17 protein-coding genes are annotated in these 14528 nt (G+C 69.7%); 8 read left to right on the forward strand and 9 right to left on the reverse strand.

What is annotated here, in order from left to right:
* The first annotated feature begins 157 nt into the window (after window positions 1–157).
* The 4 genes from J2850_RS24680 to J2850_RS24695 all read left to right on the forward strand — a co-directional run bounded on the left by J2850_RS24680 (window position 158) and on the right by J2850_RS24695 (window position 3175).
* Window positions 158–607 carry a MaoC family dehydratase gene (locus J2850_RS24680; RefSeq protein ID WP_209987859.1) on the forward strand — a complete coding sequence of 150 codons (450 nt, stop codon included), beginning with the start codon at window positions 158–160 and terminating at the stop codon, window positions 605–607.
* A 114-nt stretch (window positions 608–721) separates the two neighbouring features.
* Complete coding sequence (locus J2850_RS24685) at window positions 722–1663, forward strand: bifunctional riboflavin kinase/FAD synthetase (RefSeq protein WP_209987862.1); 942 nt, start codon at window positions 722–724, stop codon at window positions 1661–1663.
* A 34-nt stretch (window positions 1664–1697) separates the two neighbouring features.
* The gene (locus tag J2850_RS24690) at window positions 1698–1874 is read left to right on the forward strand and encodes a hypothetical protein (protein ID WP_209987865.1); all 177 of its coding nucleotides are present in this window, start codon (window positions 1698–1700) and stop codon (window positions 1872–1874) included.
* A gap of 98 nt (window positions 1875–1972) precedes the next feature.
* Window positions 1973–3175 carry a multidrug effflux MFS transporter gene (locus J2850_RS24695; RefSeq protein WP_209987869.1) on the forward strand — a complete coding sequence of 401 codons (1203 nt, stop codon included), beginning with the start codon at window positions 1973–1975 and terminating at the stop codon, window positions 3173–3175.
* On the opposite strand, the gene J2850_RS24700 is transcribed toward J2850_RS24695, so the two are convergent.
* Window positions 3141–3746, reverse strand: coding sequence for an MgtC/SapB family protein (locus J2850_RS24700; RefSeq protein ID WP_209987872.1), 606 nt, complete (start codon window positions 3744–3746; stop codon window positions 3141–3143). The two genes, J2850_RS24695 and J2850_RS24700, sit on opposite strands and share 35 nt — an antisense overlap.
* A gap of 444 nt (window positions 3747–4190) precedes the next feature.
* Here J2850_RS24700 and J2850_RS24705 point away from each other — a divergent pair, with 444 nt between their 5' ends.
* Entirely contained in the window at window positions 4191–5327 is a 1137-nt protein-coding gene (locus J2850_RS24705; RefSeq protein ID WP_209987875.1) for a type III PLP-dependent enzyme, read from the forward strand.
* Window positions 5328–5579: 252 nt separating this feature from the next.
* Here J2850_RS24705 and J2850_RS24710 read toward each other — a convergent pair whose 3' ends face one another.
* Window positions 5580–5792 carry a DUF1127 domain-containing protein gene (locus tag J2850_RS24710; protein WP_209987878.1) on the reverse strand — a complete coding sequence of 71 codons (213 nt, stop codon included), beginning with the start codon at window positions 5790–5792 and terminating at the stop codon, window positions 5580–5582.
* Window positions 5793–6102: 310 nt separating this feature from the next.
* On the opposite strand from J2850_RS24710, the gene J2850_RS24715 reads away from it, so the two are divergent.
* Together J2850_RS24715 and J2850_RS24720 are read left to right on the forward strand one after the other, a co-directional pair.
* A complete protein-coding gene (locus J2850_RS24715; RefSeq protein WP_209987881.1) occupies window positions 6103–6786 on the forward strand; it encodes an HAD family hydrolase in 684 nt (227 codons plus the stop codon).
* Window positions 6787–6798: 12 nt separating this feature from the next.
* The gene (locus J2850_RS24720) at window positions 6799–7158 is read left to right on the forward strand and encodes a cupin domain-containing protein (RefSeq protein ID WP_209987884.1); all 360 of its coding nucleotides are present in this window, start codon (window positions 6799–6801) and stop codon (window positions 7156–7158) included.
* Between the two features lie 27 nt (window positions 7159–7185).
* Here J2850_RS24720 and J2850_RS24725 read toward each other — a convergent pair whose 3' ends face one another.
* From J2850_RS24725 to J2850_RS24755, 7 genes are all read right to left on the reverse strand, one after another.
* Entirely contained in the window at window positions 7186–7389 is a 204-nt protein-coding gene (locus J2850_RS24725) for a hypothetical protein (protein WP_209987886.1), read from the reverse strand.
* 129 nt (window positions 7390–7518) lie between these two features.
* Entirely contained in the window at window positions 7519–8232 is a 714-nt protein-coding gene (queC, locus tag J2850_RS24730; RefSeq protein ID WP_209988163.1) for a 7-cyano-7-deazaguanine synthase QueC, read from the reverse strand.
* A 111-nt stretch (window positions 8233–8343) separates the two neighbouring features.
* Window positions 8344–10263, reverse strand: a complete 1920-nt coding sequence (locus J2850_RS24735; protein WP_246513511.1) for a PAS domain-containing sensor histidine kinase — start codon at window positions 10261–10263, stop codon at window positions 8344–8346.
* 122 nt (window positions 10264–10385) lie between these two features.
* Window positions 10386–11219, reverse strand: a complete 834-nt coding sequence (locus tag J2850_RS24740) for an alpha/beta fold hydrolase (RefSeq protein WP_209987892.1) — start codon at window positions 11217–11219, stop codon at window positions 10386–10388.
* A 9-nt stretch (window positions 11220–11228) separates the two neighbouring features.
* Window positions 11229–12557: an O-acetylhomoserine aminocarboxypropyltransferase gene (locus J2850_RS24745; RefSeq protein ID WP_209987896.1), complete on the reverse strand. Its 1329-nt coding sequence runs from the start codon at window positions 12555–12557 to the stop codon at window positions 11229–11231.
* Between the two features lie 177 nt (window positions 12558–12734).
* Complete coding sequence (locus J2850_RS24750; protein ID WP_209987900.1) at window positions 12735–13301, reverse strand: chromate transporter; 567 nt, start codon at window positions 13299–13301, stop codon at window positions 12735–12737.
* Window positions 13282–13950 (reverse strand): chromate transporter, encoded by a 669-nt coding sequence (locus J2850_RS24755; RefSeq protein ID WP_209987903.1) that lies wholly within the window; start codon window positions 13948–13950, stop codon window positions 13282–13284. Before J2850_RS24755 ends, J2850_RS24750 begins: the two co-directional genes overlap by 20 nt.
* A gap of 115 nt (window positions 13951–14065) precedes the next feature.
* Between J2850_RS24755 and J2850_RS24760 the strand changes: the two genes are divergently transcribed.
* A complete protein-coding gene (locus J2850_RS24760; protein ID WP_209987905.1) occupies window positions 14066–14524 on the forward strand; it encodes a MarR family winged helix-turn-helix transcriptional regulator in 459 nt (152 codons plus the stop codon).
* Window positions 14525–14528 lie beyond the last annotated feature (4 nt).

A 14528-nucleotide genomic window follows, 5' to 3' on the forward strand; every position in this document is an offset into this window, starting at 1 on the left:
GCTGCGCTTGGCTTTTTTTTTTTTTTTTGTTTTGGGGGTTGTGTTCGGGTGTGCGTCGGCGTGCTGCGGCCCCCCGGCCCCGGCGCCCCCCCACCCCCCCCCCACCACCGCGACCGGAACCGGGTCCGGCACCGAGAGAGAAAAGGGAATCGCTGCGATGGACGACGTGCGTCAGGTCCGCAAGGACACCGAAGGATACTGCATCGAAGATCTCGCCGTCGGCATGACGGCAAGCTTTTCCAAGACGGTGACGGAGGCCGACATCGTCCTGTTCGCAGGCATCTCGGGCGACACCAACCCGGTGCACATCAACCAGGAATATGCCGCCACCACCATGTTCCAGGGCCGCATCGCCCACGGCATGCTGACGGTCGGCTTCATCTCTGCCGTGCTCGGCACCAAACTGCCGGGGCCGGGCTGCATCTACATGAACCAGTCGCTGAAGTTCAAGGCGCCGGTCCGCGCCGGCGACACCGTCACCGCGCGCGCCACCGTGACCGAGCTGGTCCCGGAAAAGCGCCGCGTCGTGCTGAAGACCGTCTGCACCGTCGGCGAGACGGTGGTGGTGGAGGGCGAGGCGCTGCTGATGGTTCCGTCGCGCGGATGACGCCTGCCGGGACCCGAAATGCCGCCGGCGCGTTTACCGCGCGCCGGCGGCGGTCTATATAGACGCCCTAGCCAAGCGGGCCCGCCGGGGCCCGGCCACAGCATCGGGGCGCGCATGCGACTGTACAGACACACCGCCGACCTGCCGGCCGAAGAGCGGGGCGCCGTCGTGGCGCTCGGCAATTTCGACGGCGTGCACCGCGGGCATCAGACGGTCATCGGCACCGCCCAGCGCATCGCCGCGGAGATGGGGGCGCCGTCCGCGGTGGTGACCTTCGAACCACACCCGCGCAGCGTCTTCCGCCCCGACGACCCGCCCTTCCGCCTGACCCCCTTCCGCGTCAAGACCCGCCACATCGAGGCGCTGGGCGTCGACCAGCTCATCGTCTGCCATTTCGACGAGGGGCTGCACCGCAAGACCGCGCAGGCCTTCGTCGACGAGGTGCTGGTGGGCGGCCTTGGCGTGCGGCACGTCGTGTGCGGCTACGACTTCCTGTTCGGCCACAAGCGGTCGGGCGACCCGGCCTTCCTGCTGCGGGCGGGACAGGCGCACGGCTTCGGCGTGACCGAAGTGGGGCCGGTGTCGGACGCGGCGGGCGGGGTCTATTCCTCCACCCGCGCGCGCGCGGCGCTCACCGCCGGCCGGCCGGTGGAGGCCGCGCATGTGCTGGGACATCCCTGGGAGATCGAGGGACGGGTGGTGCACGGCGACCAGCGCGGCCGCACCATCGGCTTCCCCACCGCCAACATCGAACTCGGCGAGTATCTGCGCCCGGCCTTCGGCGTCTATGCGGTGCGGGCGGGGGTCGACCGCGGCGGCGACACCGTCTGGCTGCCCGGCGTCGCCAACCTTGGCGCCCGTCCCACCGTCGAGGGCACCGTGGCCCGGCTGGAGGCGCACCTGTTCGACGTCGATCTGGATCTGTACGACCTGCACCTGCGCGTGCAGATGATCGACTTCCTGCGGCCGGAGATGAAGTTCCCCAGCTTCGACGTGCTGAAGGACCAGATCGTCAAGGACGCCGCCGCCGCCCGCGCCATCCTGGCTGAAGGTTAAGGACCGGAAGGCGGCGGCAGGAAGGGAGGACGGCGTGGAACGGGTTCTGATGCTGCTGTTCATGCTGAACCAGGGCGGTCCGACCACACTGGAATTCGCCAGCCTGGAGCAATGCAGGGCGGCCGAGCCGATCATCGTCCAGAACTACCGCGAGATGACCGGGAACACGGTGCTGTCGCGCTGCATCCGCATGGTGCTGCCGGCCAACTGACGCGGCGGCGGATTCGCGGCCTGGCAAGATGTCGGCTGGCGCCGATTGTTTCGTCTGATACAGTGCGCTCCCGCCTCCGCTTGGCCTTCCGCTCCCGCATGCCGCATCCCGAATCCCTGCCGATCCGCATCCTGCTGACGGCGCTGGTCGCCTTCGGCCCGCTGTCGACCGACCTCTACCTGCCGTCGCTGCCGACGCTGGTGCGGGTGTTCGGCACCGACGTCGCCACCGTCCAGCTCACCCTGTCGGTTTTCCTCGCCGGCTTCGCCATCTCGCAACTCGTCTACGGACCGATGTCAGACCGTTTCGGACGCCGGCCGGCCTTGCTGGCCGGGGTGGTGATCTATCTGGCCGCCAGCGCGGTCTGCGCGATGACCAGCAGCATCGAGGCGCTGATCGCCGCCCGCTTCTTCCAGGCGCTGGGCGCCTGCTGCGGGCCGGTTGTGGCGCGCGCGGTCGTCCGCGACGTCTTCGGGCGCGAGCGGTCGGCGACGGTGCTCGCCTACATGTCGATGGCGATGGCGCTCGCCCCGGCGGTCGGGCCGATGCTGGGCGGCGTCCTGACGGAATGGTTCGGCTGGCGCGCCAACTTCGTCCTGCTGACCGGCTTCGCCTGCGTGATCCTCGCCGCGGTGTGGGGAATGCTGGGCGAGACCAATGCCCACCGCGACGCCGACGCCCTGCGGCCGGGCCGGATGCTCGCCAACTACCTGCTGCTGCTGCGCAACCGCGGCTTCATCGGCTATGTGCTGGTGGTCGCCTTCTGCTACAGCGGCATCTTCTCCTTCATTTCCGGCTCGTCCTTCGTCCTGATCGACCGGCTGCACCTGACGCCGGCGCAATATGGCGCCAGCTTCGGCTCGGTGGTGCTGGGCTACATGCTCGGCACCTTCCTCGCCGGGCGGCTGACGCCACGGCTGGGCGGCGCCCGCATGATCCGCCTCGGCACGTCGCTGTCGCTGGCCGGCGGCGTCGCCGGCGGCTTGCTGGCGCTGGCGGGCGTGCTGCACCTCGCGGCCATCCTGGTTCCGGTCTTCCTGTTCATCCTGGGGGCCGGGCTGACCCTGCCGAACGCCACCGCCAACGCGGTCGGCCCCTACCCGACCATGGCCGGCCTCGCCTCCTCGCTGCTGGGCTTTGCGCAGATGACGGTTGCCGCGGCCGTCGGCATCGTCGTCGGGCACCTGGCCGACGGCTCGCCGCTGCCGATGATGGGAGCGATCGGCCTGGTCGGGCTCGGCGCGCTGGCGGCTCACCGGCTGCTGGTCATCCCCGCGGCGACGACCGGGCGATCCGCCTGATCCGCGCCTCGCCGGCCGGGCCAGTGCCGCCCGGTCCGCGGCCAGGGGGATGGCGGCGGGCGCGCCGGCGCTCCCGGGCATCGTCGTCGCCGTCCCTGCCGGGCCTGCGGCCCTTGTCGGGTGGCTGGAGGCGGTTCATCACGGCAGTGAACAGGATCGTCACGGCGAGGCACAGGGCGAGGGCCATGCCGGCCAGCAGGTAGTAGCCGGCGCCGCAGGCAATGCCGAGCGCGCCCGCCACCCAGATGACCGCCGCCGTGGTCGCCCCATGCACGTTGTCGCCCGAGCGGAACATCACTCCGGCGCTGATGAAGCCCACCGCCTGGGCAACGCCCTGGATGACGCGGACGGGATCGACGGGGCGGTCGTCGCCGGCGGACTGCAGCCCGACATAGAACTCCAGCGCCACCAGCGTGGTCAGGGCACAGCTTATCGCGATCAACGTGTGGGTGCGCAGCCCGGCAGCCTTGCCCCGCATCTCGCGGTCCAGCCCGAGCAGCGCCCCGCAACAGGCTGCCGCCAACAGCCGCAACCCCATGTCCTCCACCGTCAGAACAGCAGTCAAGCCCATGAAATCACTCCGGTTTTTCTTGCTTGACCCGGACCTGCCACTTTTTTGGGACCAGCAGCATTTTTCACTTTGAAATCGACCGCGTTGGATCTATGTAACGCGAACTCGCAAGCGCACGTGCCGCTGGCCCGCCCCTCGGCGTCTCCGAGATGTGGTTATGCAACGACGTAACGCGTGATCCCCGACCGTCCCTTAAACAAGGCGGCGACTTGGAGGTTACGATGGTTGATGTTGTTGTGGGTGGGCGCGTGCTCACCCGTCTCCGAAATTTCGCCATTCTGGGTAACACGGACAGAACGGGGTTCTGTACGGGGCAATCCAGTATTGGCGGCCCGCGCGCCTGATCAGCATCCAGTCCCGCTGATCGGTCGAGCGCCGGGCCGCTCCGTTCCCCCCCGACATCCGCCCTTTCCGTTCCATCATCTTGCGTCCCAGGAGACTGAGATGACCCAGAAGATTGCGCGCTTTTTCGAAGAGCAGCGCCCGCAGACCCCTTGCCTCGTCATCGACCTCGACGTCGTCGAGCAGAACTACAACGACCTGCACGAGGCGCTGCCCGACGCCCGCATCTTCTATGCGGTGAAGGCCAACCCGGCCGCCGAGATCCTGTCGCTGCTGGCCCGCCTCGGCTCGGCCTTCGACTGCGCCTCGGTCCCGGAAATCCAGATGGCGCTGGCTGCCGGCGCCACCCCGGAGCGCATCTCCTTCGGCAACACCATCAAGAAGGAAAGCGACATCCGCCGCGCCTACGAGCTGGGCGTGCGCCTGTTCGCCTTCGACAGCGAGCCGGAACTGGAGAAGATCGAGCGCGCCGCCCCCGGCGCCCGCGTGTTCTGCCGTATCCTTACCTCCGGCGAGGGCGCCGAGTGGCCGCTGTCGCGCAAGTTCGGCTGCGACCTCGCCATGGCGCGCGCGCTGCTGCTGAAGGCCCGCGACATGGACGTCCAGCCCTACGGCGTGTCCTTCCATGTCGGCTCGCAGCAGAAGGACCTGATGCAGTGGGACCATGCCATCTTCCAAGTGGCGCAGTTGTTCCGCGAGCTTGAGGTGCTGGGCGTCGACCTCGGCATGATCAACCTGGGCGGCGGCTTCCCCACCCGCTACCGCACCGACGTGCCGGAATGCACCGCCTACGGCCAGGCGATCTTCGACTCGCTGCGCACGCATTTCGGCAACCACCTGCCGGAGACGATCGTCGAGCCGGGCCGCGGCATGGTCGGCAGCGCCGGCATCATCGAGAGCGAGGTGGTCCTGGTGTCGCGCAAGTCGGCCGAGGATCCCAAGCGCTGGGTCTATCTCGACATCGGCAAGTTCGGCGGCCTCGCCGAGACGATGGACGAGGCGATCCAGTACCCGATCGAGGTGCTGGGCGACGACGAGGCGGCGGGGCGCGAGGCGGTGATCCTGGCCGGCCCGACCTGCGACAGCGCCGACGTGCTGTACGAGCGCGCCGACTACAAGATGCCGATGGACCTGAAGGCCGGCGACCGGGTGCGCATCCACGCCACCGGCGCCTACACCACCACCTACTCGGCCGTCTGCTTCAACGGCTTCGAGCCGCTCAAGCACTACTGCATCTGACGACGACGCCACGACGGCGCCATGGCGGGGACGGAGGCAGGGGCGGATGCCCGCCTCCGTCTCCGCCGGACACGGCCCGCCCGCCGCTCCATCGCGGCAGGCGGGCCGTCTTCTTTTGGGCCCCCGCCACCGATGGCGCTTTCTTGGGCAGCCTATTTATTGGGCAGCCAATGATGCGGACAAAGAAAAAGGCCGCTCCCGATCAACGGGGGCGGCCTTTTTCCTTGCGATCGCCAGTCGGCGTCTGGGCTTTCATTCGCGCCAGAACGGCTTCGACATCTCGCGCTCGGCATCCAGACGGTTGAAGCCGATGTCCTGGAGCATACGGTCGTCCAGATAGCCCAGCTCGCGGCGGGTCACAATGCGCTGACGCCACAGGCCCAGCATGTTGGTGGCCGCTTCGATGACGTGAGCGAAGGGGGAGGTGGTGCGGCCGGTTTCGGCCGAGTGCAGAAGAGTGGCCATGGTGATGATTCCTAGATGTCTTGTTATGGAGGTGGCCGCCTGTCGGCGATCGCGCCCTCGTTCATGTGGAAATATAATTACTCTTCTTCGAGGCATGTTGCCACCCCTCGCGGCAACATGCCCGCTTTGCAGGCAGCGAAGAACTCGCCATGGAATGTCACCGAACTGTGGCCGAAACGTCATTACCGATACTTACCGTCAGTTATGCTGACAATAAAGCCGGCCCGCCGTATCGTTGCTCGACAATCGGTGCCGTCTTGGGCATGTATTGTTTTATTTACGAACGAACAGGGGGATCGGGGAGCGCACCATGATCGACACCATCGGCTTAGACGGCGACGATACGCTGTGGCACAACGAATCGCTGTTCTCGATGACGCAGGAGCGGTTCCGCGCCCTCCTCGCCCACGCCGCCCGGCCGGACGATCTCGACCGTCGGCTGCTGGAGGCGGAGCGGGCGAACCTGCGGGTCTACGGCTACGGCATCAAGGGCTTCGTGCTGTCGATGATCGAGACCGCCATCGCCGTCACCGACGGCCAGGTGCAGGCCCGCGACCTGCAGAGCCTGATCGAGTTCGGCAAGGCGATGCTGGACCATCCGGTGGACCTGCTGCCCGGGGTCGCCGACGTGGTCGAAGCGCTGTCCCGCAGCCACCGCCTGATCCTGATCACCAAGGGCGACCTGTTCGACCAGGAGAGCAAGATCGCGCGCTCCGGCCTGGCCGACCGCTTCGATGCCGTGGAGATCGTCAGCGAAAAGGACCCGGCCACCTACCGGCGCGTGATGCAGCGCCACGGCGTCGATCCGGCGCGCTTCGCGATGGTGGGCAACTCGGTGCGCTCCGATATCCTGCCGGTGCTGGCGGCGGGTGCCCGGGCCGTCCACATCCCTTATGCCATCACCTGGGCGCATGAGGAGGCCGAGGCACCCGACGGGCAGTATGGCCGGATCGACACGATCCGCGACCTGCCGCCGCTGCTGGCCGCCTGGTGAGGAGACGCATCGATGACCGTGACCGCCCTGTTCCCCCTGCCGGCCCTCGACCGCACCACGCCCGAGGCCGGCGCTCCAGCCGCCGACCGCCTCCTGGCGGGCACGCCGGAATTCACCACGTGGAACGGCTACGAGTCGGGCGACGGCAAGAGGTTCGCCGGAACCTGGCGGGCGACGCCCGGAGCTTGGCGGATCGTCTACGACGAGTGGGAGTATTGCGAGATCCTGGAGGGCGAGAGCATCGTCGCCCATGACGACGGCCGCTCCTGGACGCTGAAGGCCGGCGACCGCTTCGTCATCGAGCCCGGTTTCAGCGGGTCCTGGACGGTGGTCGCCACCACCACGAAACAGTATGTGGTGGTCCTGCCCTGAGCCGGCGGCCGGCCGTCCGCCGCCGGGTCAGCCGGTGATCTCGGCAGAGGCCTGGGGGCTGCCGTGGCTGATGATGGTGATCGCCTTGCGGCTGATCTCGACGGCCAGCACGCCGAGCACGAGGACGGAAACCACCAGCATCAGGCGGGCGGCGTCGCGGAGCCGCTGGCGCTTCGCCCCTCCGGTCCGCCGACGATCGCCCGCCGCCTTGCGTCCGCTGAAGTTGGTCATGCCCGACCCCATCGCATTCACATGGAATGTGGCTTTTATATAAAATTTTATCTTGTTCCGCAAGCGCCGCCCGCCGTGACATCGCGCGTCACGGCCGGAGACGGGAAACCTCCCCGGCCGTGACGACAGTCATCGCGCGTAACGGATCGGATCGGTGGCGCCGGCTTCCGCAAAGCCTTTGAGGCGCAGCAGGCAACTGTCGCAGGCGCCGCAGGACACCCCGTCCGGCGTCGGGTCGTAGCAGGAATGGGTCAGGCCGTAGTCGATGCCGAGCCCCAGCCCGCGCCGGATGATCCCTGCCTTGTCGAGGGTCATCAGCGGCGCGTGGATCTTGAACCGGCTGGTCCCCTCGACCCCGGCCTTGGTGGCGAGGTTGGCCAGCGTCTCGAAGGCGGCGATGTATTCGGGCCGGCAGTCGGGATAGCCCGAGTAATCGAGCGCGTTGACGCCGATGAACAGGTCGGAGGCCCCCAGCGTTTCGGCCCAGGCCAGCGCGAAGGACAGGAAGACGGTGTTGCGGGCCGGGACATAGGTGACGGGAATCCCCTGCCCCGCCGCCTGCAGCTCGGCGGCGCTGCCATGCTTCGGCACCGCGATGGCGTCGGTCAGCGCCGAGCCGCCGAAGGCCCTCAGGTCGATGTCGGCCACCACGTGGCGGTCGACCCCGACCGCCTCGACCACCCGCCTGGCGGCGTCCAGCTCCACGGAATGCCGCTGGCCGTACCGGAAACTCAGCGCATTGACCCGGTAGCCCTCCGCCTTGGCGATGGCGAGCACCGTCGTCGAATCGAGGCCGCCGCTGACCAGCACCACCGCCGGCCGGCCCGCCCCCTTCCTCATCATGTCTGCCATCATGCACCCGCCTTTCCCGCATGCCGCCGATCCGCTGCCGGAACGATCCTTCCGGGAGCCTGTCCCGGCAGCTTCTGGCACAGGCGCGGCCCCGGCGACAACTCACGTCATCGCCGCCAGCATCTCCTGCACGGTCATCAGCCGGGCAGCCGGCAGCCGGATGGTCGCGGTGCAGCCCTGCCCCGGCTGGCTGTCCAGCGCCAGCGCGCCGCCATGGGCCTCGACCAGCCGCAGTGCGAGCGGCAGGCCGAGCCCGATGCCGTCATGCCGGCGGCTGACGGACTGGTCGACCTGGGCGAAGGGCATCAGGGCGGCGGCGGCATCTTCCGGCTTCATGCCGATGCCGCGGTCCCGCACCACGACCTCTGGACAGCCGTCGGCACCCTTGCCGACCGTCATGGTGACGATGCCGCCGGGATGGCTGAACTTGATCGCGTTGGACAGCAGGTTCTCGACGGCCTGGCGCAGCCGGCGTTCGTCGGCACGCAGCGGCGCCAGATCGCTGTCGGCCACCAGCTCGACGCCGACCCCGGCGCGGTCCGACTGGAACTGCAACCGTTCGATGGCCTGCGCCGCCAGCGCCGACAGATCGACCGGCCCCTCGCTCAGCGCCAGCCCGCCCGCCTCGACGCGGACCATGTCCAGGATATCGTCGATGATCGCCAGAAGCTGTTCGCCGGCGTTGCGGATCGAGCCGGCATAGTCCCGCAGCCGCTCCGCTCCCGCCCCTGCGCCCGCCGGCTCGCCGATCCGCATCTCCAGCAACTGCGCGAAGCCGATGACGGCGTTGAGCGGCGTGCGCAGCTCATGGCTCACGCCGGCGATGAAGGCTGACTTGGCGCGGTCGGCGGCTTCCGCCGCCTCCTTGGCCGCCCGCAAGTCCGCCTCGGCCCGGCGACGCTCGGTCACGTCGCGGATGATGGCGGTGTAGAGCCGCCGCCCCTCGACCTCGCCGGCGCTCACCGACAGCTCGACCGGGAAACGGCTGCCGTCGGCCCGCTCGGCCTCGGCGGCGCGGTCGCGGGCGATCAGCGCGGTGGTCTGGCCGGACGCGAAGGCCATCCGCTCCCCGCCCTCCTCCCGCAGGACGGACACCTGGATCAGGCGATCGAGCGGCCGCCACAGCATCTCGGCTGCCGATACGCCGAACATCGCCTCCGCCGCGCGGTTGAAGCTGAGCAGCAGGCCGGTCTCGTCGATGGTCAGGATGGCATCGGCGGCGGTGTCGAGCAGTCCCTGGGTGCAGGCTTCCGACAGCAGCAGGGCGTTGGCGGTGCGCACATACTCGCTGACGTCGGTGATCGTGACGATGGCACCGCCGCCATCCTCGATGGCGACCCGCTTGCATAGCACCGGCCGGTCCACCACGATCCCCAGCGTGCCGGACCGGTCCTGGAACCGGAAATCGATCAGCAGCGGCTCCGTCGCGATCTGCTGCCGCCAAGCCGTCTCGACGCGGTGCCGGTCATCGGGATGGACGGCATCGAGCCAGCCGTCGCCGAGCAGATGGTCCGGCGCCAGCCCGGCAACCGCGGCCGCAGAGGCGTTGGCGTAGAGCACCCGGCCGGCCGCATCGGTCTGGAGGATACCGACCGGCGCCGACTCCGCGAATGTCCGGTAGCGCAGTTCGCTGGACTTCAGGCGTTCGGAAATCTCCATCCGCTCGCTGACGTCACGGACGTTCAGGACGAGGCCGCCGATGTCGGGATCGGCCAGGTGGTTGCCGACCGTCGCCTCCAGCCAGCGCCATCCGCCGTCGGCATGGCGGAAGCGGAAGACGGCGGAGCCGGAACTGCCGGCCGGCGCCGCGGCCCGCGCCTGCAGGCGGCGGTACGCCTCCGCGAGGTCGTCTGGATGGATGTGGCTGTCGAAACGGGCACCGGTCAGGATGCAGGGCGGATAGCCGAGCATGCCGGACCCCGCCTCGCTGACATGGAGGACGCGGCCGTCGGGCGCCAGGACCGCCGCAAACTCGCCGGCATTGCGGAACAGGGTGCTGATCGACCGCTCATTGACCTGCAAGACGAACCCTCCGGACCGGCGGTGGACGGTTGGGCATTGCCCTTTCATATCACGAAACGCCGCGATCGTCCCTTGCGGTCCCGACCCCGGCGCTTCGGCACCGGCGCTTCAGGCCCGGCGCCTCAATCCCGGCGCAGCGACAGGAAGGCGGCCAGCGCGTCGAGAACGGCGTCGGGCGCTTCGCTCATCAGCATATGCCCGGCCTGCGGCACCACGACCACCTGCGACGATGCGATCCGCGATGCGAGCGCCCGCCCGGCCTTGGCCGGCGTCATCCTGTCCTGTGCCCCCAGCACGAGCAGGGCCGGGCAGCCGACCGCCCCGGCGGCATCCGCAGCCTGGCCGTAGCCATCGCAGGCGGCGAGGTCGACGCCCAGGACGCCGGGCCGGACCGCGGCCATCAGGCGGCGGGCGGCCGGGATCAGCGCCAGGCCGGGCACCGGGCAACCGCCCCCGCTGGCACCGCCGTGGCCGCGCGGGCCATGGCCCCAGCCGATCACCAGGTCGATGGCCGACGGGTCGCCGGCGCGGGCGGCGGCCAGCAGGTCGGGATGGACCGGCATCCGCTCCGCCACGCCCAGCAGGGCGATCGCCTCCACCCGGCCGCCATGGCGGGCGGCGGCGTCCAGCGCCGCCAGTGCCCCCATGGAATGGCCGGCCAGCGCCGCACGCTCCAGCCCGACGGCGTCGAGCAGCGCGACGACCCAGTCGGCGATCTCGGCGATGCTGCCCAGCGGTTCGCCGCCGGAACGGCCATGCCCGGGCAGGTCGACGGCCAGCACCGAGCGGCCGTGATGGGCGAGGTAGCGGCTTTGCAGGCTCCAGACGCCATGGTCCATGCCGGCGCCGTGGATCAGCACCACGGCGGGCCGGGCCGGGTCGAGCGGCCGGCCGCCGGTGTGGACGAAGACGGGAACGCCCCGGACGGTCAGGTCGGTCAGGTCGGTCAGCGGCATGGCGCGCCCTCAGCCCCTGGTGGCGGCGCGCAGCGCCTGCTTCAGATCGTCGACAAGGTCGCCGCAATCCTCGAGACCGATCGACAGCCGGATCATGTCCTCGCCGACCCCGGCGGCAGCCAGCGCCTCGGCGTCGAGCTGGGCGTGGGTGGTGCTGGCGGGGTGGATCACCAGCGACTTGGCGTCGCCGACGTTGGCCAGGTGCGAGAAGAGGGTCAGCGCCTCGATGAAGCGGCGCCCGGCCTCGCGGCCGCCGTCCCCGCCCCCGCCCCCGCGGATGCCGAAGGAGATGATGGAGCCGGCGCCGTGCGGCAGCAGCCGGGCGGCCAGCGCATGGTCGGGATGGTCGGCCAGTTCCGGGTAGGACACCCAGGCGACCGCACCCTTTTCGGAATACAGTTCCTCTTCCAGGAATCCGACGATCTTGCGGGTGTTGTGGATGTGTCCCCTCATCCGCAGCGGCAGCGTTTCCACCCCCTGCAGGATCTGGAAGGCGTTCATCGGGCTCATGCAGGCGCCGAAGTCACGCAATCCCTCGGCACGGGCGCGCATGACGAAGGCGGCCGGCCCGTATTCCTCGGCGAAGTCGATGCCGTGGTAGCCGGCGTAGGGCTCGGTCAGGGTCGGGAACTTGCCGGAGGCCTCCCAGTCGAACCGGCCGCCGTCGACCACCACGCCGCCGATCGCGGTGCCGTGCCCGCCCAGCCATTTGGTGCAGGAATGCATGACGAGGTCGGCGCCATGGTCGAAGGGCCGGCACAGATAGGGCGTGGTGAAGGTGGAATCGATCAGCAGCGGGATGCCGGCGTCATGGGCGATGGCCGCGACGCTGGGCACGTCCAGCACCTCCAGCCCCGGATTGCCCAGCACCTCGCCGAAGACAAGCCGGGTTTCGGGGCGGATCGCCGCGCGGATGCCGTCGAGGTCACGCGGGTTGACGAAGGTCGTGGTGATGCCGAAGCGCGGCAGCGTGTAGGCCAGCAGGTTGCGGCTGCCGCCGTAGATCGACGCCGAGGCGACGATATGCCCGCCGGTTCCCATCAGCGTCATGATGGCGAGCGTCAGCGCCGCCTGGCCGCTGGCGGTGCAGACCGCCCCGACCCCGCCTTCCAGCGTCGCCAGCCGCTCCTCCAGCACCGCGACGGTGGGATTGGAGATGCGGGAATAGATGTGGCCCGGCCGTTCGAGGTTGAACAGCGCCGCCGCCTGGTCGACATTCTCGAAGACATAGGAGGATGTCAGGTGGATCGGCACCGCGCGGGCACCGGTCGCCGGATCGGGCCGCTGGCCCGCATGCAGGGTCTGCGTGTCGAACTTCAGGAACTTGGCTCCGGCCATGCTCCCCCTCCCCTTGGTGGTTGCTCCCGCCGTCCGGACGGAAGAGGGCCGCTTGCATGGAGCGGCCCTCGTTCTTGTGCTTTTTATTTGCCAGCCCTGTTCAACCCGCGATCGAGCGGTATTGACGGTGCGGAAGCGTATGGAGACATGACGCGCACGTCAAGGCGGCAGTGATCGTCACAGTCCCGGGAACAGCCACACCCCGGCGGCCCCGCCGGCCGCCAGCACCAGGGGAGCCGGCATCCCGGCGGAACGGGCGGCTGCGGCCAGCAGGGCAAGGGCGATCGCCGCCCGGCCGGATTGCCCGGCAAGCTGGAGAATGGCCAGTCCGCCGGCTACCCCCTGGCCGGCCGATACCGGCGCAACCGCCCGCAGGAGGCCGGCCCTCCACGCCGGAGGAACGCGCGCGTGCCAGGACGGAAGCAGCAGGAAAGCCGCGACGCCGGCCGGCAGCAGCACGGCCAAGGGCATCGCGGCGGCGGCGAACGACCCCGCGACATTCCAGCCGATCATCCCCGCCAGCAGGACAAGACCGCCGGCACCGGGCAGAAAGCGGCTGAAGCCGTAGAGTTGCGTCACCATCGGCCCGGTCATCCAGCCATGGACGCCCACCAGCTCATGCGACAGCGGCGCCATCATCCTCGGCCCGCCGCCGATCGAGAACAACGACACCAGCGCCAGCACCGCCGCCAGATCCAGCCCTACGGCGACATCGTGCCGGACGTCATCCGCCGGCTCGCCCATGGCCGCCTCCCTTGCCGTCGCGCCGCCGGGTGACCGCGAGGCTGAACGGCAGGGCCACCGCCACCACGGCAACGAGCGGCCATCGCCAGAGCAGGAGGGCCACGATCATGAAAAGGGCCGTCAGGACGGCACCGGGGGTCGGCCCGATCCGGTACAGGCCGCCCAGCCCGGCGGCCACGGCGATCCCCGCGCTCGCCGCGGCTGCGCCGGTCCCCGCCGCAGCCACCACATGATCCACCGTCGCCGCCGGCATCCATCGGGCAAGTCCCTGCCGGCCCAGCACAAACAGGATGCCGACGGTCAGCGCCGCCGCCGCCGGCGCCGCGATCATGCCGACCGCCGCCGCGATCGCCCCGCGCATGCCGCCGAGATGGCGGCCGAGGGCGATCGCGAGGGACAGGGCCGGCACCCCGGGAGCCACCCGGCCATAGGCACGCAGGCTGCGGAAACCCGGCTCCGACAGCCAGCGCCGCCGGACCAGCAGGTCCTCCTCCATCGCGGCCACCGGATCGCAGCGCAGGCTCCGCAGGCCCAAGCGCAGGAAGCAAGCCAGCAGGACCCGCGCCGGCAGCAGTGTCCGACCGGGTGCCGCGCCGGGCGGACCCGCCGCCGGGCTGCCACCCGCGTTCCTGTGACCGGTCCTTTCCATCGCCAGCCCCCGATCCGGTAATCCATACGCATATGATTACAATCATCGCCGCCGGATTCCAGACCCCGCGCAAATCCTGTTGATCGCGCGGAACCGATATCATAAACATGCGCTTATGAACGATCCGTCATCCAGGGATGCCGAAACCGCCAGCCTGCTGCGGCAGGCGGTCGGGACGCTGTCGCGCCGATTGCGGCAGGCAGGAAAGTCACAGGGGGATCCCCAGGAGGGACCGGTCAGCCTAGCCGGCCTGAGCGTGCTGGCCCGGCTGCACCGCGGCGGCGCGCGCACGCCGTCCGCCCTCGCAATCGAGGAGCACATGCAACCGCAATCGCTGACGCGGGTGCTGGCCGCGCTGGAGGAGAAGGGATTCATCAGCCGCAGCGCCGATCCGGCCGACCGGCGGCAGGTTCTGGTCCGGTTGACGGAGGACGGGACGGCGTTGCTGCGCGAAGAGGCGCGGCGGCGGGACGAATGGCTGCGCAGCGCCCTCGCCACCCTGTCCCCCACCGAGCGCGACCTGCTGCGCCTGGCGGCCGGGCTGATGCTGGACCTGGATGCACGGACGGGGTGAAGGA

Source organism: Azospirillum picis, from assembly GCF_017876115.1.
Taxonomy (GTDB): Bacteria; Pseudomonadota; Alphaproteobacteria; order Azospirillales; family Azospirillaceae; genus Azospirillum; species Azospirillum picis.